Origin of the sequence: Iodidimonas sp. MBR-22, assembly GCF_029946565.1 — a bacterium.
Classification (GTDB): domain Bacteria; phylum Pseudomonadota; class Alphaproteobacteria; order Sphingomonadales; family Rhodothalassiaceae; genus Iodidimonas; species Iodidimonas nitroreducens.
In genome coordinates, this window is record NZ_JARKVQ010000014.1 from 1 (window position 1) to 20,705 (window position 20,705).

Below are 20,705 nucleotides of genomic sequence, written 5' to 3' on the forward strand. Positions count from 1 at the left end.
CCAGACGTGCCACGCGGTTTTCGCAGCAGTGTTCGCCCTGATCGCACAGATCGTCACGGAGCTTGCGATAGCCATAGGTAATCCCCCCATTTTTAATGGGGGTTCTTCATAGAATTCACGCAGCCATATTCAGTTTCATTGCTGGTGTGATACCACCGATGCCCATGTTGGGGCGGGCGTTGTTATAAGTCCAGAGCCATTGTGTGGCTTGATCCTGAGCCTCCTTGATGCTTTCGATGATATATTGGTCCAGCCATTCATGTCTGACCGTGCGGTTATAGCGCTCGACATATGCGTTCTGTTGCGGCTGTCCGGGTTGGGTGTGCTGGATGGCAATGCCCTGTTTTTCAGCCCATATCAGCAGCGTCTCACTGATATATTCCGGGCCGTTATCGACTCTGATCGTCCGGGGCTTTCCCCGCCATTCAATGATGCGGTTCAAACTGCGGATAACGCGTTCGGCGGGCAGCGAGAAGTCAACCTCGATCCCCAGCCCCTCGCGGTTGAAGTCATCAAGCACGGTCAAAAGCCGGAATGAACGGCCATCGCCAAGGCGATCCGCCATGAAGTCCATGGACCAGGTCACATTGGGCGCATCCGGCACGGCCAGCGCAATGCTGAAACCCCGTCGAGCCACCGCCGTTTCGGCCATCTCGCGGCGTTGAGATGGCCGATCTACTTTTTTCCAAGGGCTTCCTTGATCAGATCGTTCTGCATGCTCAGGTCCGCATACATCCGCTTCAGACGCCGGTTCTCGTCCTCCAGCGCCTTCATCTGGCTGATCATGGACGCATCCATGCCCCCATATTTCGCTCGCCATTTGTAAAAAGAGGCATCGCTCATGCCATGCTCACGGCACAACTGCGCCACCGGCACGCCGCCTTCCGCCTGACGCAAAATCGAAAGAATCTGCGCTTCACTGTATCGGCTGGTCTTCATTCAAAATCTCCTCATGCATAGTGCCGAGAAAATTCTACTTTTAAACCCCCTTAATCACAGGGGGGATTACCATGCCTAAATTACTTTCGATGCGAACAAATTACATATCAAGAACGTATATCCAGCACAGATATAAAATAGGGATGCTGGAATGACCAATATCGAGACAATGCGCCGCTTGGGAATGCTTGCCATGCTGGCGGTGATGGGCGGGCTCAGTTTGACCGCATGCAATACCATCGAGGGGGCGGGTGAGGACATCGAATCCGTAGGCGACGGAATCCAGGAGGGGGCAGGCTAAGCTTTTAGCCTATGGCCTGATTTCAAAGCGCATTCAATAACCTCTGGAACAAGGAACATGAAAATGTTTGGTTGGGCGATTTTCTTCCTGCTTCTCGCACTTGTCGCCGCGCTTTTCGGCTTTGGCGGCATCGCCAATCTCTCCGCAGATTTTGCGGTGATCATTCTTGTCGTCGCACTTGTCCTGGCGGTTTTTACGGGAGTTCTCGGCTGGCGCGGCCGCGGGCGAAGATAGTCCGGAAAACGATCAGGGAAACTGGCGACCCCGGCAGGACTCGAACCTGCAACATCCTGCTTAGAAGGCAGGTGCTCTATCCAATTGAGCTACGGGGCCCTGGGGCATCTTTATCGTATTACGATCCTATTTGAAATTATCCGCATAGGGTTTGATGATCCGTTTGCGGCTTTGTTCGGGCAGGATCTGCGCATCGATTTTGTATTTTTTGGCATAGGCGAGGGCTTCTTCTTGCGTTCCAAAGCGCAATTTCACCTGCCTTTTGGTATCTTTCGACCCGGTCCATCCCATTAAAGGTTCAACGAAACGCGGGCTTTTGGATTCAAATTCCAAAACCCATTGCTGCGTATTGCGCTGCCCCGATGTCATGGCCGATTTCGAGGGACGATAGATCCGTGCCTTGCTCATCTTTTGGTCTCCGAACGAAAATCAGGGATAGCCTTTGGGCCTCTATAGCCTTGGCCGGGCCAGATGCGCAATCCCCCTGCGATTTTTATGTCGTGTGGACTATTAGAACGAGGGAAAGAAAGCGATTATTAAGCCCTTGTCGAGTAGCCCCCCGGGGGTCAAGCCGGGGGGTGAAGCGGCGGCCTTTATCCCTCTTTATTGGCTTCCAGATAAATCTCGGAGCCTTTTTCACGGAATTCCGCTGCCTTTTCCTGCATTCCGGCATGGGCATCGCTGATGCTTTCGCCGCTATCATTTTGCAGCTTGGCAAAATCGCGGATTTCCTGAGAAATTGCCATGGAACAGAATTTCGGCCCGCACATGGAGCAGAAATGCGCTGTTTTATGGGCTTCTTTCGGCAGGGTTTGATCATGAAATTCGCGCGCCCGATCAGGATCGAGGGAGAGATTGAACTGATCTTCCCAGCGAAATTCAAAGCGGGCCCGTGAGAGCGCATCATCCCGGGCGCGGGCGGTGGGATGGCCTTTTGCCAGATCGGCGGCATGGGCGGCAATTTTGTATGTGATCACCCCTTCTTTCACATCATTGCGATCGGGCAGGCCCAGATGTTCTTTCGGCGTCACATAACAAAGCATGGCCGTGCCGAACCAGCCGATCATCGCCGCCCCTATACCGCTCGTGATATGATCATAGCCCGGCGCGATATCGGTGGTCAGCGGCCCAAGGGTATAGAAGGGCGCTTCATGGCAGGCTTCAAGCTGCTTGGTCATATTTTCGCGGATTTTGTGCATCGGCACATGGCCGGGGCCTTCCACCATCACCTGACAGCCATGCTTCCATGCCACTTTCGTCAATTCACCCAGTGTTTTGAGTTCAGCAAATTGAGCGGCATCATTGGCATCGGCAATCGAGCCGGGGCGCAGGCCATCGCCCAAGCTGAAGGAGACATCATAGGCCGCCATGATCTCGCAAATTTCTTCGAAATGCTCGTAAAGGAAGCTTTCCTTATGATGGGCGAGGCACCATTTCGCCATGATCGATCCACCGCGCGAAACGATCCCGGTCACCCGCTTTGCCGTGAGGGGGATATAGGGCAGGCGCACACCGGCATGAATGGTGAAATAATCCACACCCTGTTCCGCCTGTTCGATCAGGGTATCGCGGAACACCTCCCATGTCAGATTTTCCGCAACGCCATCCACCTTTTCAAGCGCCTGATAAATGGGCACGGTGCCCACCGGCACCGGGGCATTTCGGATGATCCATTCCCTGGTATTGTGGATATTGCGGCCGGTGGACAGATCCATGATCGTATCGGCCCCCCAGCGAATGGCCCAGACCATTTTATCGACCTCTTGGGCGATCGAGGATGTGACCGCCGAATTGCCGATATTGGCATTGATCTTCACCAGAAAATTTCGCCCGATGATCATCGGCTCGGCTTCGGGGTGATTGATATTGGCCGGAATGATGGCGCGGCCTGCGGCGACTTCGGAGCGAACGAATTCAGCGGTGATATGATCGGGGATGATCGCGCCAAAGCCTTCGCCGCCATCGCGATTGATCGAAGCGTCGCCCGCTGGCCTGCCCAGATTTTCACGAATGGCGATGAATTCCATTTCCGGCGTGATGATCCCCGCCCGGGCATATTCAAGCTGGGTGGGTTTCCGGCCCTGTTTTGCCCTGAGCGGGCTGTGCTTTTTGGGAAATTCGCGGGCCAGATGGCGCTCGGAGACATTGCCATTGTCTTCGGGGCGAACCGCCCGGCCTTCATAATCTTCGACATCGCCGCGCGCCCTGATCCAGGGATCGCGCAGGCGCGGCACACCGCTTTCGATATCGACATATTGGGCGGGATCGGTAAAGGGCCCCGAGGTATCATAAACCACCACCGGCGGTTCCTTGGCGCTGGGATGCAGATCGATCTGGCGCAAAGGAACGCGGATATCCGGGTGCTGTTCCCCGGCGATATAAATGCGTTTCGATGCCGGCAAAGGGCCGGTGGTGACGCTGATGGGGGCTTGTTCGTCGGGCATGGTGCGCTCTCCTGAAAAATAAAGGACAGGGCAGGCATGGGGGCAAGGGATGCGGGTTTTGGGCGGAATTAATCCCGCCGCTTGCATCATGCGTCCTTTCCCTTCGCAGGCTTTACCCTGATCAGGTTCAAAGGGTCGCCGCTCAAACGGCCTCTCAACTCTCTTGCAAGAGCTCCCCCAGGAACTTGGTTCATAATGTGAAGGGGATTGCTCCGATTTGCAAGCACAGCATCAAAAAATCGGCTGAGAATGGAGCGATCTATGGATGAGACAGGCCAAATATACGCGGAAATGTGGCTTTGAGGGCCGCATCCATATCCGCCATGCTGGCAGAAATGCCCAGATCCTGCAGGGATGTGACCCCAAGGCCGCTGCTGCCACCCGCGATCCCGCAGGGCACGATCCCGCCAAAATGCGAGAGATCAGGCGCCACATTGATGGAAAGCCCGTGAAAGCTGACCCAGCGCCGCACCCGCACCCCGATGGCGGCGATTTTGTCTTCGCGGCCATCGCCTCGATCCACCCACACCCCCACGCGGCCCTCGCGGATTTCGCCATGCACCCCGAATTCAGCTAGAGCGGCGATGATCCAGCCTTCCAGATCGGCCACATAGCGCCGCAGATCGCGCCCGCGCTGTGTCAGATCCATCATTACATAGGCAATCCGTTGGCCGGGGCCATGATAGGTATATTGTCCGCCGCGCCCGGCCACATAAACCGGGAAGCGATCCGGCAATAAAAGATCATCGCGCCGGGCGCTGGTGCCCGCAGTATAAAGGGGCGGATGTTCAAGCAGCCACACCAGATCCTGGGCCTGGCCATCGCGAATAGCGTTGGCGCGGGCCTCCATAAAGGCGAGGGCATCGGGATAATCCACCAGATTATCCGAGCGCACCCAGCGGTCATCCGGACTGATGACAAGGCTCTTGGTTGTTTCCATCAGCGCAGATAAGATCATAAAACCCCTTTTGGCAAGATGATGCGCGATCGGGCATTAGGGATAGGGCATCAGGGATCGGGTGTGAGGAGTTTGGGGCCTTAACCATATGGCAACCATGATCTGCAAGGCTGCAGCGAAAGATTGGAGTGCCGTTTCATGAGTGCGATCAAGCGTGTTGTCGTTGATATTTCCGTGGTTTTAGGGCGGGCCGATATGCCTGTTCGGCAATTATTGAAAATGGGCCGGGGAGCGGTGATCGATCTGGATGCCAAGCATGAAGATGAATGCTGGATCTATGCCAATGGTGAATTGATTGCACGCGGCGAAATCATGATGGTGGGGGATCGCCTCGGCGTTTCGATCACCCGGATGACCTCGCAAGCCGAACAATGAGGGCGCATCGAAAAGGGGTGAATGACGTGGCGATCACCTCAGCCGCTTTGGTGCTTGAAGGGCAGGTGAGTCGTTAAAAGATCGACGGTCGCTTCCACATCCTGGCGTTCCACATCAAGATAGCGACGCACCGCCTCGCGAAAACCGGCATCAGCGATATGATGTGCCGACCATGTTTTGACCGGAGCATAGCCCCGCGCCAGCTTGTGCGGGCCTTGGGCGCCCGCCTCTACCTTTTTCAGGCGATGGGCAATGGCATAGTCAATGGCCTGATAATAACAGGTTTCAAAATGCAGGCAGGGATGATCTTCGATGCACCCCCAATAACGGCCATAAAGGGTATCGGGTCCGCAAAAATTAAGGGCACCGGCTATCGGGCGGCCATTATTTTCGCACAAAAACAGCAAAATCTGATCGGCCATGCTGGCACCGATCAAAGAAAAGAAATCCCGGTTGAGATAGGGCGTTCCCCATTTGCGGCTGCTGGTATCGCGATAAAAGGTATAAAAGGCATCCCAATCGCTTTCGCGGATATCGGGCCCCGCGATCCATTTGATGGAGATCCCATGGGCCACAGCCTCCCGGCGCTCTTTTTTGATCTGCTTGCGTTTTCTCGAAGAAAGGGCGGCCAGAAAATCATCGAAATGATCATAGCCATCATTGTGCCAGTGAAATTGCTGATCACTGCGCATCAGATAACCCATATCCTGCGCGATCCGTGCATCATCGGGTTCCAGAAAGGTTAGATGCGCGCTGGAAAGCCCCTGTTGATCGCACAGGCTGGAGAGTCCCTTCAAAAGGCTTTGCTTGGCTGCATCCTTGTCACAATGCCGCGATACCAGAAGCCGTGGCCCGGTGACCGGGGTGAAGGGGCTGGCGATCTGCAATTTCGGGTAATAGCGGCCGCCGGCGCGTTCATAGGCATCGGCCCAGGCATGATCGAACACATATTCGCCATAGGAATGGCCTTTCAGATAGCATGGGGCGGCCCCCAAGAGCTGGTTCTCTCCACCGCCATCAAGCTGCTGATAAAGCCCCAGATGGCGGGGCAGCCAGCCTTTTTGGGCGCTGATGCAGCCACTATCCTCCAAAGCCTTTAAAAAGGCATGGCGGATGAAGGGATGGCCCTGGCTCATGGCATCCCATTGGGCGGCATCGAAATCGCCGATACCGCCATGGATCTGAACGATGGCCGGGGGCGTGCTCATCGTCGGTGATCAGGCGATTTCCACCAGCGCATCGATTTCCACCGGCGCATTGAGCGGAAGGGCATTAACGCCCACGGCCGAGCGGGAATGGCGGCCTTTATCACCAAAAACTTCAACCATCAGATCGGAAGCGCCATTCACCACCTGTGGCTGCTGTTCAAAACCATCGATGCAATTCACGAAGCCGCCCAGCTTGACGATTCTTTGCACGCGCTCCAGATCGCCATCACAGGCGGCTTTTATTTGGGCGATGATATTGATGGCGCACAGGCGGGCGGCGATGGCCGCTTCTTCGGTGCTGAGATCGGCCCCCACCTTGCCTGTCCTCAGGCCATCCGCATTGATGGGAAGCTGGCCGGAAATGCTGATCAGATGGCCGCTTTTGACGAAGGGAACATAATTTGCCAAAGCTTTGGCCGGGGCGGGCAGGGTGATGCCCAGTTCAATCAAGCGCGCATCCACAGTCATCTTATGGCTCCCATCAAATGGATTTATCTCGCTCTGTGATTAGCAGGCATTGCTTGATGCTTCCAGCCTTGATGATGGGAAAAAGCGTTTATCTGCGGGCGCGTTTGTTTTGATACATCGCCCGGTCCGCCTCGAAAAGCAGGCTGTGCAGATCGGTGGATTTTTTGATCGCACTGATGCCAAGGCTGGCTTTGACCCGCAGATTTTGCCCCTGATAAAAAACGCTTTTGCGAGCAATGGTCGCTTGCAGGCGGTGAAGGGCTTCCCGTCCGCCATGATGTTTGCAGGGCATCAGGATAACCGCAAATTCATCCCCCCCAAGGCGCGCGGCACAATCAATGCTGCGCACGCTATTGGCAAGGGTTTGGCCAACGATTTTGAGGATTTCATCGCCGGCCTGATGGCCAAAGCGATCATTGGTCTCTTTGAATCCATCAAGATCAAACAGCCCCAAAACCCCTTCTTCTTCATAGCGATGCGCGCGCGATAAAGCACGGCCCATGGCGTCTTCAAAGCCCCGGCGATTGGCAAGCCCGGTCATTTCATCGGTCAGCGACAGGGTCAGAAGCTGGGCGATACGGGCCTGCTGCTCGGCAATGGTTTGTTCCGCCGCCGCTGCATAGTTCAGAAAATCCGAGATAAGGCCGATATCCGGTGCGCTGCCTTGATGGCTTTCGGATGGCGCCGCTTTGGGGGCTTTTTCTGCGGCCATCAAGCGCTTGCGGGCGGATCGGATCGGATCCTTGGCGCGCAGGCTCAAGGCCTGTGGCAAAGGCATGGACTGGGTTTCAAAAGCAGTGTCAGCGAAAAGGGCCTGGCTCATAAAATCATTCCTCTGATCGGTTTCTCTCGACCTGATGGAAAGATATAAGCACAAACCATGCCAGCTGGAAAAATCAAGCTAAAGCGGGCTTTTGCCTGTCAGATCAAAGTTATTCTGGAAAGATTTGCCGGGTGCGCGGCGATGCTTGCCGGTTTTTGGGCCGGTTCAGTGATCAACCCAAAGCCATGCGGCCCCGCGCACGCCAGAGCTATCGCCATGCACATTGCGTTTGAATTGGGTTTCCACACGATCGGAAAAGATATATTCGCCCCAATATTTGGGCACATTTTCATAAAGGCGATCGATATTTGAAAGTCCGCCGCCCAGAACAATGACATGGGGATCAATGATATTGATCAAGGAGCCCAAGGCTTTGGCCATGCGCCGTTCATAGCGCTGCATGGTCTGTTCCTTTTGCGGCGTATCGGCGGCGGCGATTTCCGGCGCGGTGAGACTTTCCCCGGTGCTGCGAAGATGATCATGGACCAAACCCGCGCCACACAGATAGGCTTCGATATTGTTTTCGCCGCCCTGATAATAGGAAAAGCCCTGCAATTCATGCTCATCGGGAGAGGGCAGGGGATTATGCCCCCATTCGGCGGCAATGCTGTTCGCCCCTTCGATCACATGCTGATCGATCACCAGCCCGCCGCCGCAGCCCGTGCCCACAATCACCCCGAACACGATTTCCGCCCCCTTGCCCGCACCATCGATGGCTTCGGATAAGGCAAAGCAATTGCCATCATTGGCAATTTTGATCGGGCGGCCCAGTGCGGTTTCCAGATCGCTTTTAAAGGGTTTGTCATTCAAGGCGGTGGCATAGGCATTCTTGATCAGCCCGGTTTTGCGCGAAACCGCCCCCGGCGTGCCAATGCCCACGGTTCCCGGACGACCCAGCGTGTGCTGCACTTCACCGATCAGATCAACGATGGCCCGCACCGTTTCTTCATAGTTTTTCGAAGGGGCCGGACGCCGGGTGCGAAGCAGCTCTTCGCCATCATGGGAAAGCGCCGCGATTTCAATTTTGGTGCCGCCAAGGTCGATGCCGATATGCATGGTCATGGGTTTCAGAATCCGTTTGCTGTGAGATGGGTTTCGATATGATCAACGCAAAGAGGCCAGCGATCGATCCGGTGATGGCTATCGGGGGCCGGACCGATCAATCCGGCAAGCCGCTGATCAGCCACGAAATGAATGCGATGCACATGATCTGCGTGTTCGGCCACCGATGCATGCTGTTGGGGCAGATCATCGAGAAAGATGGCCGGCGCCTGATGGGTGCGCAGAATATGGGCCACCATCGGCCCTTTGGGGCCATGATTGGAGAGCACCGGCAAAGCCATGCCGATTTTTGCCAAAGCCTGTTCCCGGCGCAGGCGCAAAATATGGGGGATATTGCTGACAATCACCATCTGCGCCCTCTTTTGCAGATGGCGAACGGCATCAATCGCCCCATCCACGGCCTTGCTGTGATCCACCACATGCTGCAAAAACTGATCCACAAGGGCATGGATCTGATCGCCTTCGACAAGGCTTTGATCATCATGCCGGCGGATATTGCCAAACAGGGCGAAGCTTTTGAAATCAAGAGCATAGCCGCGCTCTTGAAGCCAGCCTTCAAAAGGCAGGGCGAATTGCAAAAGCACCTCATCGGCATCGCATAAAATCAGCGGCAGTGCCGGGTCGAGGGCCAAGCCTTCGATCAAACCCAGACTTTCGGGCAAAAGCGGGCCGTTTTCATGATGGAGAGATTGTTTAGACATGATCGTCTCATAGCCTATTGCAGGCGGGTGGCAAAGTCCCGAGCGCGTGAACAGGTTCAGATAATGCGACAAAAGCGCGGTGTACACGCACAATCTTGCGCGCTTACGAAAAATTTATAGGGTTTCAGTCGAAATCGGGGCCATGAAGGCCGTGGCGGGCCAATCCCGGTGCGGTGGCATCGATCCCGGTTTCCTGGGTGAAGGCCAGAAGGTCCCTTTCATTGGCCATCAGAAAATCAAGGACAGCACAGAGAAAATCAGGGTCCTCGACCCGATCACGGATCTGATCGGCGGTGATTCCGCTCAAATCCAGAAATCGAACGCGCAGGGTTTCATCGGCAAGGATGAAAGCCAAAGCCTGCAAAGCCACCGCCATGAAAAATTCATGAGAAGGCGCCTGATCGGCACCGGGCTTGCGATTTTTTATGTGGGATTTTATCTGAATTGAAATAAACCTTTCTTTAGGATTGAAAAGTTAGGGTTATAATCAGTTTCACGGCGATCTGATGTGTCGCGCTCTGGTGCATCATCGAATTTTAAGATCTTTTGTAGCTATAGTTTATCTCAGCATAGATAACTGATCGGATTCCAATGGCGAAGAAAATTCTCGTGGTCGAAGATAATGAGCTTAATATGAAGCTCTTTTGCGATCTTTTGGAAGCACATGATTATGAAACCATCCAAACTAGGGATGGCATGGCGGCTTTGGAACTGGCCCGGGATCATCGCCCGGATCTGATTTTGATGGATATCCAATTGCCCGAGGTCTCAGGCCTTGAAGTCACCAAATGGATCAAGGAAGATGAAGATCTTCGCTTGATTCCGGTGATTGCCGTGACGGCTTTTGCCATGAAGGGTGATGAGGAAAAAATCAGGGAAGGCGGTTGCGAGGCTTATATTGCCAAACCCATTTCGGTGGGCCAGTTTCTGGAAACGATCAAACAGTTTGCAGGTGATAATACATGACAGCCCGCGTGCTGGTCGTTGATGATGTTCTTCCCAATGTAAAGCTTCTGGAAGCCAAGCTTGCCAGCGAATATTTCGATGTTTTGTGCGCCACATCCGGCCCCGATGCCCTGGAAATCGTTCAGCGCGAGCAGCCCGATATCGTTTTGCTTGATGTGATGATGCCGGGCATGAATGGCTTTGAGGTGTGTCGCCATATCAAAAGCGATCCCAAAACCAATCACATTCCTGTGATCATGGTGACCGCCTTGGATCAGATGAGCGACAAGGTCGCAGGCCTTGAAGCGGGGGCAGAGGATTTTCTGACCAAGCCGGTGGATGATATCGCTCTTTTTGCGCGGGTGAAATCGCTGGTGCGCCTGAAGGTGATGATGGATGAATTGAAAAACCGCGAGAATACCGGCGCCGTTCTGGGCTGGGTTAAGGACGAAGAAGAGCGGGAGACGTTTCAGCCATCCAATACATCGATTCTTTATGTGGATGATAATGAAAAGGTGGCTGCAAGGGTGGGCCATATGCTGTCTGAAATGGCCAGCGTCACCCATTCCACAGGCGGTGAAAATGTGGCGGATCGGGCACGTGAGAAAAATTACGATCTGGTGATCGTCTCTTTATCCATGCGCGAAACCGATGGCTTGTGGGTTTGTTCCAAGCTGAGATCTTATGAAGAAACCCGCAATGTGCCAATTCTGGTCGTTGTGGATGATAGCGAACAGGGGTCGCGGCAATTGGTGCGGGCACTTGAGATGGGCGTCAATGATTATCTCATCCCTCCGGTTGAGCGCCTTGAATTGATGGCACGGGCCCGCACACAGGTACGGCGCAAGCGCTATTCGGATCGCCTATGGGAAAATTTCCATCTTTCGATGCAATTGGCCACCACCGATGCGGTCACCGGGCTTTATAATCGCCATTATATGAACAGCCATCTGGAAACCCTGCTGCGGCAATCCAAAAAAACCAAAAAAACCCTTTCCCTCGTCATGCTTGATATCGATCATTTCAAGCCGGTGAATGATACCTATGGCCATGCCGCGGGGGACGAGATTTTGCATCAATTTGCCCGCCGGATCGCACGCAATATTCGGGGAGTGGATCTGGCTGCGCGCTTTGGTGGCGAGGAATTCGTGGTCATCATGCCCGATACCTTGCCCAATGATGCCGGGGTGATCGCCGATCGCTTGCGTCAAACCATCAGCGATGAACCCTTCATCATCAGTGGCGGCAAGGAAGTGAATATCACGGTCAGCCTTGGTCTGGCTTTTGTGGATGCCAGCATCAATAGCACGGCCGACCTTTTGGAACGAGCCGATGCGGCGCTTTATCAGGCAAAGCATGAAGGGCGGAACAGGGTGGTGATTGCCAGCGCCGCCTGAGGCCCTTAGCGCACATTCTACTCTGCTTTGCTGCAAATGGTGGATTTCTGCGCTTCCGGTTCTCATGTACGCCGATGTACATTCCGTTCCGGTTCTCGAAATCCACCATTTTCGCTGCTCAGAGCGAATGTTCGTTCAAGTCCCCTGAGGCCCTTAGCGCGCATCCGCTTTGCTTTGCGGCAATGCGCCATAAAAAAAGCCGGAAACGCGGGGGATGAGCCCAGCGAATCCGGCAATTTTATAAAATCAAGGAAAGCCTTATTTGATTTTGGCTTCTTTGAAATCCACATGCTTGCGCACCACGGGATCATATTTGCGAAGCGTCAGCTTCTCGGTCATGGTCCGTGGGTTTTTCTTGGTTACATAAAAATAACCGGTGCCCGCGCTGCTCACGAGCTTGATTTTAATGCCATTTGGCTTGGCCATCGCGGGAACTCCACCGTCTTTTTGGTGTTGACGCCAACAGGATGTTTCCTGTGGCTGAATCGAAGGCGCAAACATAGAGCCAGTGCCGGATTTGTCAAGCGCTGTGACGGATTTAAAAAGTACCAGAATGTTAGAAGTTTTTTGACCCTTTGCCCTTACTCATGGATAAAGCCCACCAGCATGGAGTTTAGAGAGATTATGACATCCGATCTGCCCAGCCTTGAAGAAGCCGCCCAGGAAGCCCTCGATGCCATCGAGGATCGCTCGATCCAAATGAGCGGCATTCTGGCGGATGTCAGCCATCAAAAGCTGGATAAAGCCACGGCTGTGGCGGTTATGCGCCAACAGGCCCATTCCATCAAGGGGCTGGCGGCCAGTGTTGGTGTCAATATGATCAAGGTTCTGGCGCATCGCTTTGAGGATTATCTCGGCAATGTCAGCGGGATCGAAGGGCGCGTTCTGGCGGATTGTCAGGTTTTTGTGGATCGCATCAGCGAAGCTCTTGATGGGCGACTCAATGCCAGCCCGGAAGAAATCGCCCGCTTCTGTCGCCGCTTGCCCGCCAAAGGCTCTTTCGATGTTGAAGATGTGGAAGTGCGCGATATCGAAGTAATGCTGGTGATGACCGAAGGGGCCGCCACCAATTTCGTGACCCGCGAACTGGCTGAATGCGGTTATCGCATCGTTAATGTGTGGTCGACAGTGGATGCGCTGGCGCTGGCAGCGCAAATGCGCCCGGATCTGGTGATCGTCTCTAATTTCATGCCCGAACTCACCGGGATCGATTTTGCCTGTGCCCTTCTGGCCATGCCGTCCACCAAAGGGATTCCCATTGCCCTTCTCACCAGTGAAAAGCGCGGACATGTAAAGCTCGAAGGCTTACCCGATCAGGTGCCGATCCTGTCGAAATCATCGAAATTTGCCGATGATGTGGCCGATGTTTTTTCCAGGCTGGGCCTGCTTTAAAGATGCGGCTGCGCTGATATTGCAACCAGCACCTTCATGATCTGATCTGCGAAAGGCTAAATCCATCGGGGCACACCGCCCGCACATGAAAGCCACGCTTGTCGCTACCTTTTAAAGCCATCCAGCCTTGGGTTTCTTCAATCCGGCACCCTTCGGCGCGCAAAGTGCTGGCCATGGCGACCATGCTATCGAAGGCCGCATCCCGATCCCCCATGCGGCGACTTATCGTGATCCGTGTTTCACCGTCTTTAAGATCGGACTGTCTGGTGCTTTCCATGGGTCCGTCATACAAAGGCGAACGATCCTCGACATTGATCGAACAGGCGGATAAGGCCATTGCGCTGCCGAGCAGGGCGGGGGTGATAAAAGATGTACGCCAGAAAGTTGAGATCATGGATGATGGCTCCGATGGGATGATGTATATATATTTTTGATATATTCGTATTAGTTATATGTCAAGTTGATATTATGAGAGCGAAGGGCTGAAGGCGGTTTACTGTGCCATGATAGGGTAGAAAAAAGCCCCGGCAAAACTGCCGAGGCTGATCATTTCATCAGGATCAAGACCCTGGATGCAGACACTGAAGGCGATCAGGCTTGCGCCTTGATGCCTTGTTCTTCGAGCAATTCGCCCAATTCACCATTGGAAAACATTTCGCGGATGATGTCGCAGCCGCCAACAAATTCCCCCTTCACATAAAGCTGGGGGATGGTGGGCCATTCGGAATAGGCCTTGATGCCTTCGCGCAATTCGGGATCCGACAGCACGTCATAAGCTTTGAACGGGACGCCGATATGGCTCAAAATCTGGACGACGGTTGACGAAAAGCCGCATTGCGGAAAAACCGGTGTGCCTTTCATGAACAGCACCACATCATCAGCCTTCACATCCTGAGCGATGCGGTCGTTTATCGTTGCACTCATCTTCATACTCCATTGTGGGGGCACTGAACCCCATATGAGAAATCAGACTGAAATTGTCCAGCTTTGAATTGCACAGAGCCGGTACTTTTGGTGATTTTCAGTCTTTTGGGGCTGATGTCTGGAGCGCAAGGGCGTGCAGCTCTCCCCCCATGCGGCCCTGCAGGGCATTATAGACCATCTGATGCTGCTTCACCCGTGGCAGCCCCTTAAAGCCATCATAAACCACATGGGCGGCATAATGATCGCCATCGCCACGCAAATCTTCAATATCCACCTGCGCCCCGGGCAGGGCTTCACGGATCATGCTTTCAATATCGCTTGCGGACATGGGCATTGGATCATGGTCCTTTTCATCGAGATGTTATGAGGGATAATCTAGGGCATCTGATGCTTTGGCTCAAGCACCGGTCCTGTTTATTTCAAAAGGCTTCAGCGGCAAGGATCGATTATGCGCTTCAGCTTTCGACTGTCAGATTTTGGGCCATCAGATCGGGCATCCAGCCTTCATGGGCCGTACGCAGATCATCGAGGGGCAGATCGCACAGCCCGGAAAGCGCGATCCGCTCCCCGCCACACTGGCCGATGATCCGGGCGGGAACACCCGACTTTTTGGCGCGTGCCAGAATATCGGTTGCCAGATCGGCGGGAACCGCCAGCAGCATGCGCCCCTGATCCTCGCCAAATAAAGCGGCATGAGGGGGCAGTTCAACCTCTGACAAGGCCTTGAGATCGACCGAAACCCCAATATGGCCGGCCAAAGCCATGGTGCATAAAGCCACCGCCAGCCCACCATCGGACAGATCATGGGCCGTATCGATCAGGCCACTTTCGATCAGGCCGCGCACGAAATCGCCATTGCGCCGTTCGGCACCCAGATCCACCGGCGGCGGCGCGCCAATCTCTTGCCCGTGAAACTGCCAAAGATAAAGGGACGCGCCCAGATGGCCTTTGGTGTCTCCGATCAAAATGAGCTGATCATCCGCCCGCTTCAAGGCCAGAGTGGCGATATGGCTGGCATCATTGATCAGGCCGATGGCCCCCACGGCAGGGGTGGGGAGAATCCCCGTGCCATTGGTTTCGTTATATAAAGAGACATTACCGGACACCACAGGCATATCAAGGGCACGGCAGGCTTTCGCCATGCCTTCGATGGCCCCCACGATCTGGCCCATGATCTGCGGCCGTTCGGGATTGCCGAAATTCAGACAATCGGTGATCGCCAACGGTTTTGCCCCCACGGCGCTGAGATTGCGAAAGGCTTCGGCCACGGCCTGACACGCCCCCATTCGGGGATCGGCCGCCACATAGCGCGGGGTGCAATCGGTGGTGATGGCCAGCGCCTTATTCGTGCCATGCACCCGCACCACGGCGGCATCGCCACCGGGGCGCTGCACCGTATCGCCCATCACCATATGATCATATTGTTCCCAGATCCAACGGCGCGAGGCGCCATGCGGCCCCCCCATCAAGGCGAGCAGGGCCTGGCCATAATCGGCGGGCGGGGCACATTCATCAGCCGCTAAAGAGGCGCGTTTGGCCGTTTCCACATGCGGGCGATCATAGATCGGGGCGTCTTCGGTCAGGCTGTCCACCGGAATATCGGCCACGGTTTCGCCCTCGAAAACCAATGTCAGTCGGCCTGTATCGGTGATGGTGCCGATGATCGCGAAATCCAGCTCCCATTTATGGAAAATGGCTTCGGCCTCGGCCTCGCGCCCGGGCTTCAAAACCATCAACATGCGTTCCTGGCTCTCAGACAGCATCATTTCATAAGGCGTCATCCCGCTTTCACGGCAAGGCACCTTTGATAAATCAAGGCGAAAGCCAACGCCGCCTTTCGAGGCCATCTCAACTGATGAAGAGGTCAGCCCCGCCGCCCCCATATCCTGAATGGCAATGATCGCATCGGTGGCCATCAATTCAAGGCAGGCTTCGATCAGAAGCTTTTCGGTAAAGGGATCGCCCACCTGCACGGTGGGGCGCTTCTCTTCGGTATCTTCGCTGAATTCAGCCGAAGCCATGGTTGCCCCATGAATGCCATCGCGCCCGGTTTTCGATCCCACATAAACCACTGAATTGCCCACACCGGCCGCGGCGGAATAAAAGATTTTGTCCTGCTCTGCCACCCCCACGGTCATCGCATTGACCAGAATATTGCCATTATAGCTGGGGTGAAAATTGGTTTCTCCCCCCACTGTGGGCACGCCGACGCAATTACCATAGCCGCCGATGCCTGCCACCACACCCGCCAGCAGATGCCGGGTTTTGGGATGATCGGGGGCGCCAAAGCGCAAGGCATTCATATTGGCCACAGGCCGCGCGCCCATGGTGAACACATCGCGCAAAATGCCGCCAACACCGGTGGCCGCGCCCTGATAAGGCTCGATGAAGCTGGGATGATTATGGCTTTCCATCTTGAAAATTGCCGCCTGCCCATCGCCAATATCCACCACACCGGCATTTTCCCCCGGTCCGCAAATCACCCAAGGGGCGCTGGTGGGCAGCTTTTTCAGATGCAGGCGTGATGATTTATAAGAACAATGCTCAGACCACATCACCGAATAGATCCCCAATTCGGTGAGATTGGGGGCGCGGCCCAAAGCCCTTAATACCCGCTCATATTCTTCTGCATTCAGCCCATGATCCTTGATCATCTGAGGGGTGATGGGCGGCTGATCATTGTGCTTGGAGGGGGATGTGGAATGCGTCATGAGGTTTTTTCATCATCTGCTATAAGGGCTTAGGCCCATGTCAGGCCGAGGTCAGGCCGAGGTCAGGCCGAGATCAGGCCCAAGTCAGGCATTGGCAAGCGCGCCGAGCACGCTTTCAAAAAGCGGGCGGCCATCCGTGCCGCCATGGGCGGGTTCGATCATCCGTTCGGGATGGGGCATCATCCCCAAAATCGTGCGATCTTCATTCAAAATCCCGGCGATATTGCCCACCGATCCATTGATCCCATGATGGGCGTCGATCTCGCCTGCAGCACTTGCATAGCGAAAGGCAATGCGATCTCGATCCTCCAAAAGGGCCAGATCATCGGGGGCGATGATATAATTGCCATCATGATGGGCCACGGGCAGGCGGATCACCGCCCCTTTTTCATAAGTTTGGGTAAAGGCGCTTTGGCTGGTTTCAACCCGCACATGCACATCGCGGCAGATGAAATTCAATCCGGCATTGCGCATCAGGGCACCGGGCAAAAGGCCGATTTCGGTGAGGATCTGAAAACCATTGCAAACCCCCAAAATGGGCACGCCGCGCCGGGCGGCTGCAATCAGCGCGGGGATGATGGGGGATCGCGCGGCAATCGCCCCGCAGCGCAGATAATCGCCATAAGAAAAGCCGCCGGGCAGGGCAATGAAATCCACATCGGGAAGGCTGGTTTCCCCATGCCAGACCGCCTGCGGGGGCTGTCCGGTGACCGCAGCAATGGCGACCCGCATATCACGATCACAATTAGAACCGGGAAAGGTGATCACCGCAGTTTTCATGGCCAAAACCCCTAGTCGAGATCAATGCTATAGCGTTCGATCACCAGATTGGCGAGCAGGGCTTTGCACATCTCATCGAGCTGTTCCATGGCTTTCGCACGATCGGTTTCATTGAGATCGATTTCGATATATTTGCCCTGCCGCACATCCTTCAACCCCTGAAAGCCAAGATGATCAAGAGCATGATGAACGGCTTTGCCCTGTGGATCGAGAACCCCCGATTTCAAGGTGATATGAATGCGCGCCTTCATCGGCATCAATCCTTTCGTGCGGATCTGTTTTCGCCGCCTGCAATATCCCTGATATCGGCGCTTGGCAAGACACCAAGACGACGCGCCACTTCCTGATAAGCTTCGATTTCGCCGCCCATATCCCGGCGGAACCGATCCTTATCCAGCTTTTCGTTGGTTTTCATATCCCACAGGCGGCAATTATCGGGGCTGATTTCATCGGCCAGGATGATCTGCATCAGATCATCGGTATAAAGGCGGCCAAATTCCATTTTGAAATCCACCAGCCTGATCCCGATAGCGGCAAATAATCCGCATAGAAAATCATTCACCCTTAGGCACATATGGATGATTTCGTCGAGTTCGAAATCCTGCGCCCAGCCAAAGGCGGTGATATGCTCTTCGCCTACCATGGGATCGCCCAGCGCATCATCCTTATAATAATATTCAACGATTCCGCGCGGCAGGGGCATGCCTTCTTCCAGCCCCAGTCTTTTGCAGATCGAACCGGCAGCCACATTGCGCACCACAAATTCCACCGGGATGATTTCCACCCCGCGCACGAGCTGTTCGCGCATATTGATCCGGCGAATGAAATGGGTGGGGATGCCGATGGCATTCAATTGTGTGAACACATGTTCCGAAATACAATTATTGAGCACCCCCTTGCCCTGTAGGGTGGCGCGCTTTTGCGCATTGAATGCGGTGGCATCATCCTTGAAATACTGGATCAAAGTGCCCGGTTCCGGCCCTTCATATAAAATTTTGGCCTTGCCTTCGTAGATTTTGTTGCGACGAGACATGATGGCTCCTGCTCAGCCCAATGGCGGGGCGAAAAGGGGGCGGGGCGAAAAGGCTGAGGGATCACCCCGGATGATGATAGGCGCGCGTGTTATCAGCGAAATCGCGCGGACCATAGCCCAAGCCCATGCGGCTTACAATTGCCGAGTTGTCTTTACGCCCGTGCGATCAGGATGTCATCGCGGGGGCGGTGAGCAGGCGGATGATATCGCCAATCCCTTCAGCGGCTTCTGATTGGGGGTGGCGCACCAGCAAGGGCACCTGATGGCGGATGGCATCACGCACTTTGCTATCTTGGCGCACCACGGCGGCCAGCGGTGGATTGGTTTTCAGGAAGGTTTGGCACACCTTGCGGATGGCTTCATAGGTGCGTTCGCCTTCGCGCCGGTTGGCCGCCTGATTGACGACGATGCGGATATCGGCATCGGGCATTCTTTGCACTGTCAGCTTGATGAAGGCATAGGCATCGGTGAGCGAAGTGGGATCAGGGCTCATCACCGTGAAAATCCGCCCTTTGTGCCGGGACAGCGTGGTCACCGAAGGATCGATGCCCGCAGCCAGATCAAGGATCACATGATCATAATCGGCAGCCGCCTCGATCAGCCCGGATCGGATCGCGACCAGCGTTTCGCGGGTGAGGCTGCCCAAAGCCCCCGAGCCTGATTTCCCCGCCAGCACATCAAAACAGCCCGCGCCGAAATCTTCTTCGTCATAGCGGGTGATGGCGTCCTTGATGGAATATTTGCCTGAAATCACATCGCCGATATCGCGCTGAGGGGTGAGCCCAAGCTGAATATCCACATTCGCAAGCCCCAGATCGCCATCGAATAACAAAACCCTGCGGCCCATGCGCGCCAGCATATGGGCAAGGGTGGTGGAAAGCCATGTCTTGCCCACGCCGCCTTTCCCGGATGCAATGGTGATCAATTTCTTTTCAAGCTCTGAATTGGGTGTGGGCGTCATCTCAAGATATCCGCTCTTTTGTGCGATTACGGGATTTGGCGGCGGGCAGGGTGGCAAATAGCCGGGCCAGCATCAGCGGTGCCGGGGTTTCTAAAGGATCGGCGACATAAGGGCTGCGGCTTAAACCGGCAAGGGATAAATGCCCCCCCCGGGCAATAGACAGCAGGCTGGCATAGCGGCGGGCACCATCGAGCCGGGTGGCAATGAAGCGCCGGGTGCCCATCTGGGCAAAGATTTCAGCAATATCGGCGCTTTCCGCCGGATCAAGGCCCGCTGGCAGAACCAGAACCGGCTCGGCATCGGCGGCCTTCAAAAGCCTGACTGTGCGTTCCAGTTCATCCATGGAATAAGGATTGATGCCGCAACTGTCGATCAGGGTCAGTTCCGGCGGCGCGCCTTTGTGGATGGCCTTTGCCAGCGCCGCTTCATCCTGCGCGGTGATCACCGCCACATCCATCAATCGGGCATAATGTTCAAGCTGATGCACACCGCCCGATTTCACCGTATCGGTGGTGATCAGCCGGATCGAATGGCCATTGACCCGGGCTTCGGCCGCCAGCTTGGCCGCTGAAACCGTTTTCCCCGCACCGGGCGGACCCACCAGCATCACCGGGCGGGGCAAGGCAAGGCCAAGGGGGGAAAAACCGATCAGGCTTTCAAAGGAATGGGCAAGGGCATCGGCAAGGCTTGCGGCATCGAAAGCCTGAGCCATCGAAATCACCCGATCCGCCAGTTCATAAGGCAGGCCATGATGGCTGATGGCTGCCTTCAGATCGGCGAGATCGAAATCCCGGGAAACGAAAGCCGGACCACGGCGCTCATCTTCGGTAGCGGGGCTGGGGGGCGGGGCGGTGATAGTGGGCGCCTGCTGTTCGGGCAGGGCTTCATTGTCACTGGCCGCGGTCACCCGCACGCCGGCTCCGGCCTTGCCCTGCTCCACGGATAAAATGATCGCATCCGGCCCCAAAGCCTCGCGGACCTGAGCCATCACCTCTTTCATCGATTTGGCGCTGAAGGATTTAAGACGCATGATTGCCCCTGTCTTTGCG

At 55.2% G+C, this 20,705-nt stretch carries 25 protein-coding genes, 1 tRNA gene, 2 pseudogenes and 1 riboswitch; of the genes and pseudogenes, 6 read left to right on the plus strand and 22 right to left on the minus strand.

Features of this window, described 5'->3' with window-relative positions; translation table 11 throughout:
• Positions 1–76 (minus strand): annotated as a pseudogene (locus QK300_RS13615) (IS3 family transposase); the annotation flags it as partial.
• A gap of 39 nt (positions 77–115) precedes the next feature.
• Positions 116–939: pseudogene (locus tag QK300_RS10765) on the minus strand (IS3 family transposase).
• Positions 940–1,090: 151 nt separating this feature from the next.
• Here QK300_RS10765 and QK300_RS10770 point away from each other — a divergent pair.
• Positions 1,091–1,240 carry an entericidin A/B family lipoprotein gene (locus QK300_RS10770; protein ID WP_281301752.1) on the plus strand — a complete coding sequence of 50 codons (150 nt, stop codon included), beginning with the start codon at positions 1,091–1,093 and terminating at the stop codon, positions 1,238–1,240.
• Positions 1,241–1,303: 63 nt separating this feature from the next.
• Positions 1,304–1,474, plus strand: a complete 171-nt coding sequence (locus QK300_RS10775) for a DUF1328 family protein (protein WP_281301753.1) — start codon at positions 1,304–1,306, stop codon at positions 1,472–1,474.
• Between the two features lie 22 nt (positions 1,475–1,496).
• Here the strand turns inward: QK300_RS10775 and QK300_RS10780 are convergent.
• From QK300_RS10780 to lipB, 4 genes are all read right to left on the minus strand, one after another.
• Positions 1,497–1,573 (minus strand) — tRNA-Arg (locus QK300_RS10780).
• 27 nt (positions 1,574–1,600) lie between these two features.
• Positions 1,601–1,882: an ETC complex I subunit gene (locus QK300_RS10785; protein WP_042084787.1), complete on the minus strand. Its 282-nt coding sequence runs from the start codon at positions 1,880–1,882 to the stop codon at positions 1,601–1,603.
• 185 nt (positions 1,883–2,067) lie between these two features.
• Entirely contained in the window at positions 2,068–3,918 is a 1,851-nt protein-coding gene (gene thiC, locus QK300_RS10790) for a phosphomethylpyrimidine synthase ThiC (protein ID WP_281301751.1), read from the minus strand.
• Between the two features lie 80 nt (positions 3,919–3,998).
• A riboswitch (TPP riboswitch) is annotated at positions 3,999–4,107 on the minus strand.
• A 70-nt stretch (positions 4,108–4,177) separates the two neighbouring features.
• The gene (gene lipB / locus QK300_RS10795; RefSeq protein WP_348651881.1) at positions 4,178–4,858 is read right to left on the minus strand and encodes a lipoyl(octanoyl) transferase LipB; all 681 of its coding nucleotides are present in this window, start codon (positions 4,856–4,858) and stop codon (positions 4,178–4,180) included.
• 156 nt (positions 4,859–5,014) lie between these two features.
• Between lipB and QK300_RS10800 the strand changes: the two genes are divergently transcribed.
• Complete coding sequence (locus QK300_RS10800; protein WP_042084784.1) at positions 5,015–5,251, plus strand: FliM/FliN family flagellar motor switch protein; 237 nt, start codon at positions 5,015–5,017, stop codon at positions 5,249–5,251.
• A 38-nt stretch (positions 5,252–5,289) separates the two neighbouring features.
• On the opposite strand, the gene QK300_RS10805 is transcribed toward QK300_RS10800, so the two are convergent.
• The 6 genes from QK300_RS10805 to QK300_RS10830 all read right to left on the minus strand — a co-directional run bounded on the left by QK300_RS10805 (position 5,290) and on the right by QK300_RS10830 (position 9,889).
• Positions 5,290–6,459 (minus strand): GNAT family N-acetyltransferase, encoded by a 1,170-nt coding sequence (locus QK300_RS10805; protein WP_281301749.1) that lies wholly within the window; start codon positions 6,457–6,459, stop codon positions 5,290–5,292.
• 9 nt (positions 6,460–6,468) lie between these two features.
• Positions 6,469–6,927, minus strand: a complete 459-nt coding sequence (locus tag QK300_RS10810) for a RidA family protein (RefSeq protein ID WP_281301748.1) — start codon at positions 6,925–6,927, stop codon at positions 6,469–6,471.
• A gap of 88 nt (positions 6,928–7,015) precedes the next feature.
• The gene (locus QK300_RS10815; RefSeq protein ID WP_281301747.1) at positions 7,016–7,750 is read right to left on the minus strand and encodes a GGDEF domain-containing protein; all 735 of its coding nucleotides are present in this window, start codon (positions 7,748–7,750) and stop codon (positions 7,016–7,018) included.
• 165 nt (positions 7,751–7,915) lie between these two features.
• The gene (locus tag QK300_RS10820; RefSeq protein ID WP_281301746.1) at positions 7,916–8,812 is read right to left on the minus strand and encodes an ROK family protein; all 897 of its coding nucleotides are present in this window, start codon (positions 8,810–8,812) and stop codon (positions 7,916–7,918) included.
• Between the two features lie 5 nt (positions 8,813–8,817).
• Positions 8,818–9,513: a hypothetical protein gene (locus QK300_RS10825; protein ID WP_281301745.1), complete on the minus strand. Its 696-nt coding sequence runs from the start codon at positions 9,511–9,513 to the stop codon at positions 8,818–8,820.
• 124 nt (positions 9,514–9,637) lie between these two features.
• Complete coding sequence (locus tag QK300_RS10830; RefSeq protein WP_281301744.1) at positions 9,638–9,889, minus strand: DUF3572 domain-containing protein; 252 nt, start codon at positions 9,887–9,889, stop codon at positions 9,638–9,640.
• A gap of 215 nt (positions 9,890–10,104) precedes the next feature.
• Between QK300_RS10830 and QK300_RS10835 the strand changes: the two genes are divergently transcribed.
• Together QK300_RS10835 and QK300_RS10840 are read left to right on the plus strand one after the other, a co-directional pair.
• Positions 10,105–10,479 (plus strand): response regulator, encoded by a 375-nt coding sequence (locus tag QK300_RS10835; RefSeq protein WP_042084778.1) that lies wholly within the window; start codon positions 10,105–10,107, stop codon positions 10,477–10,479.
• Positions 10,476–11,855 carry a PleD family two-component system response regulator gene (locus QK300_RS10840; protein ID WP_281301743.1) on the plus strand — a complete coding sequence of 460 codons (1,380 nt, stop codon included), beginning with the start codon at positions 10,476–10,478 and terminating at the stop codon, positions 11,853–11,855. The genes QK300_RS10835 and QK300_RS10840 overlap by 4 nt, the downstream gene beginning before the upstream one ends.
• A gap of 258 nt (positions 11,856–12,113) precedes the next feature.
• On the opposite strand, the gene rpmG is transcribed toward QK300_RS10840, so the two are convergent.
• Positions 12,114–12,281 carry a 50S ribosomal protein L33 gene (rpmG, locus tag QK300_RS10845; protein ID WP_042084776.1) on the minus strand — a complete coding sequence of 56 codons (168 nt, stop codon included), beginning with the start codon at positions 12,279–12,281 and terminating at the stop codon, positions 12,114–12,116.
• 198 nt (positions 12,282–12,479) lie between these two features.
• On the opposite strand from rpmG, the gene QK300_RS10850 reads away from it, so the two are divergent.
• Complete coding sequence (locus QK300_RS10850; RefSeq protein ID WP_052370960.1) at positions 12,480–13,247, plus strand: Hpt domain-containing protein; 768 nt, start codon at positions 12,480–12,482, stop codon at positions 13,245–13,247.
• A 34-nt stretch (positions 13,248–13,281) separates the two neighbouring features.
• Here QK300_RS10850 and QK300_RS10855 read toward each other — a convergent pair whose 3' ends face one another.
• The 9 genes from QK300_RS10855 to QK300_RS10895 all read right to left on the minus strand — a co-directional run bounded on the left by QK300_RS10855 (position 13,282) and on the right by QK300_RS10895 (position 20,686).
• Positions 13,282–13,641, minus strand: coding sequence for a hypothetical protein (locus QK300_RS10855; RefSeq protein WP_281301742.1), 360 nt, complete (start codon positions 13,639–13,641; stop codon positions 13,282–13,284).
• Positions 13,642–13,838: 197 nt separating this feature from the next.
• A complete protein-coding gene (grxD, locus tag QK300_RS10860; RefSeq protein WP_042084772.1) occupies positions 13,839–14,171 on the minus strand; it encodes a Grx4 family monothiol glutaredoxin in 333 nt (110 codons plus the stop codon).
• A gap of 97 nt (positions 14,172–14,268) precedes the next feature.
• The gene (locus QK300_RS10865) at positions 14,269–14,505 is read right to left on the minus strand and encodes a BolA family transcriptional regulator (protein ID WP_042084771.1); all 237 of its coding nucleotides are present in this window, start codon (positions 14,503–14,505) and stop codon (positions 14,269–14,271) included.
• Between the two features lie 121 nt (positions 14,506–14,626).
• Positions 14,627–16,882 carry a phosphoribosylformylglycinamidine synthase subunit PurL gene (purL, locus tag QK300_RS10870; protein WP_281301741.1) on the minus strand — a complete coding sequence of 752 codons (2,256 nt, stop codon included), beginning with the start codon at positions 16,880–16,882 and terminating at the stop codon, positions 14,627–14,629.
• Positions 16,883–16,966: 84 nt separating this feature from the next.
• A complete protein-coding gene (purQ, locus tag QK300_RS10875) occupies positions 16,967–17,662 on the minus strand; it encodes a phosphoribosylformylglycinamidine synthase subunit PurQ (protein ID WP_281301740.1) in 696 nt (231 codons plus the stop codon).
• 11 nt (positions 17,663–17,673) lie between these two features.
• Positions 17,674–17,913, minus strand: coding sequence for a phosphoribosylformylglycinamidine synthase subunit PurS (gene purS, locus QK300_RS10880; RefSeq protein ID WP_042084766.1), 240 nt, complete (start codon positions 17,911–17,913; stop codon positions 17,674–17,676).
• 5 nt (positions 17,914–17,918) lie between these two features.
• Entirely contained in the window at positions 17,919–18,695 is a 777-nt protein-coding gene (gene purC, locus QK300_RS10885; protein WP_042084765.1) for a phosphoribosylaminoimidazolesuccinocarboxamide synthase, read from the minus strand.
• Positions 18,696–18,861: 166 nt separating this feature from the next.
• Positions 18,862–19,656 carry a MinD/ParA family protein gene (locus QK300_RS10890; RefSeq protein ID WP_281301739.1) on the minus strand — a complete coding sequence of 265 codons (795 nt, stop codon included), beginning with the start codon at positions 19,654–19,656 and terminating at the stop codon, positions 18,862–18,864.
• A 1-nt stretch (position 19,657) separates the two neighbouring features.
• The gene (locus QK300_RS10895; protein ID WP_281301738.1) at positions 19,658–20,686 is read right to left on the minus strand and encodes a hypothetical protein; all 1,029 of its coding nucleotides are present in this window, start codon (positions 20,684–20,686) and stop codon (positions 19,658–19,660) included.
• Between the last annotated feature and the right edge of the window lie 19 nt (positions 20,687–20,705).

Excerpts from the sequence above, each read along its gene's own strand:
- QK300_RS10770 (WP_281301752.1), top strand. The coding sequence starts at position 1,091 with ATGACCAATATCGAGACAATGCGCCGCTTGGGAATGCTTGCCATGCTG.
- QK300_RS10775 (WP_281301753.1), top strand. The coding sequence starts at position 1,304 with ATGTTTGGTTGGGCGATTTTCTTCCTGCTTCTCGCACTTGTCGCCGCG.
- QK300_RS10785 (WP_042084787.1), bottom strand. The coding sequence starts at position 1,882 with ATGAGCAAGGCACGGATCTATCGTCCCTCGAAATCGGCCATGACATCG.
- thiC (WP_281301751.1), bottom strand. The coding sequence starts at position 3,918 with ATGCCCGACGAACAAGCCCCCATCAGCGTCACCACCGGCCCTTTGCCG.
- lipB (WP_348651881.1), bottom strand. The coding sequence starts at position 4,858 with ATGGAAACAACCAAGAGCCTTGTCATCAGTCCGGATGACCGCTGGGTG.
- QK300_RS10800 (WP_042084784.1), top strand. The coding sequence starts at position 5,015 with ATGAGTGCGATCAAGCGTGTTGTCGTTGATATTTCCGTGGTTTTAGGG.
- QK300_RS10805 (WP_281301749.1), bottom strand. The coding sequence starts at position 6,459 with ATGAGCACGCCCCCGGCCATCGTTCAGATCCATGGCGGTATCGGCGAT.
- QK300_RS10810 (WP_281301748.1), bottom strand. The coding sequence starts at position 6,927 with ATGACTGTGGATGCGCGCTTGATTGAACTGGGCATCACCCTGCCCGCC.
- QK300_RS10815 (WP_281301747.1), bottom strand. The coding sequence starts at position 7,750 with ATGAGCCAGGCCCTTTTCGCTGACACTGCTTTTGAAACCCAGTCCATG.
- QK300_RS10820 (WP_281301746.1), bottom strand. The coding sequence starts at position 8,812 with ATGACCATGCATATCGGCATCGACCTTGGCGGCACCAAAATTGAAATC.
- QK300_RS10825 (WP_281301745.1), bottom strand. The coding sequence starts at position 9,513 with ATGTCTAAACAATCTCTCCATCATGAAAACGGCCCGCTTTTGCCCGAA.
- QK300_RS10830 (WP_281301744.1), bottom strand. The coding sequence starts at position 9,889 with ATGGCGGTGGCTTTGCAGGCTTTGGCTTTCATCCTTGCCGATGAAACC.
- QK300_RS10835 (WP_042084778.1), top strand. The coding sequence starts at position 10,105 with ATGGCGAAGAAAATTCTCGTGGTCGAAGATAATGAGCTTAATATGAAG.
- QK300_RS10840 (WP_281301743.1), top strand. The coding sequence starts at position 10,476 with ATGACAGCCCGCGTGCTGGTCGTTGATGATGTTCTTCCCAATGTAAAG.
- rpmG (WP_042084776.1), bottom strand. The coding sequence starts at position 12,281 with ATGGCCAAGCCAAATGGCATTAAAATCAAGCTCGTGAGCAGCGCGGGC.
- QK300_RS10850 (WP_052370960.1), top strand. The coding sequence starts at position 12,480 with ATGACATCCGATCTGCCCAGCCTTGAAGAAGCCGCCCAGGAAGCCCTC.
- QK300_RS10855 (WP_281301742.1), bottom strand. The coding sequence starts at position 13,641 with ATGATCTCAACTTTCTGGCGTACATCTTTTATCACCCCCGCCCTGCTC.
- grxD (WP_042084772.1), bottom strand. The coding sequence starts at position 14,171 with ATGAGTGCAACGATAAACGACCGCATCGCTCAGGATGTGAAGGCTGAT.
- QK300_RS10865 (WP_042084771.1), bottom strand. The coding sequence starts at position 14,505 with ATGCCCATGTCCGCAAGCGATATTGAAAGCATGATCCGTGAAGCCCTG.
- purL (WP_281301741.1), bottom strand. The coding sequence starts at position 16,882 with ATGACGCATTCCACATCCCCCTCCAAGCACAATGATCAGCCGCCCATC.
- purQ (WP_281301740.1), bottom strand. The coding sequence starts at position 17,662 with ATGAAAACTGCGGTGATCACCTTTCCCGGTTCTAATTGTGATCGTGAT.
- purS (WP_042084766.1), bottom strand. The coding sequence starts at position 17,913 with ATGAAGGCGCGCATTCATATCACCTTGAAATCGGGGGTTCTCGATCCA.
- purC (WP_042084765.1), bottom strand. The coding sequence starts at position 18,695 with ATGTCTCGTCGCAACAAAATCTACGAAGGCAAGGCCAAAATTTTATAT.
- QK300_RS10890 (WP_281301739.1), bottom strand. The coding sequence starts at position 19,656 with ATGACGCCCACACCCAATTCAGAGCTTGAAAAGAAATTGATCACCATT.
- QK300_RS10895 (WP_281301738.1), bottom strand. The coding sequence starts at position 20,686 with ATGCGTCTTAAATCCTTCAGCGCCAAATCGATGAAAGAGGTGATGGCT.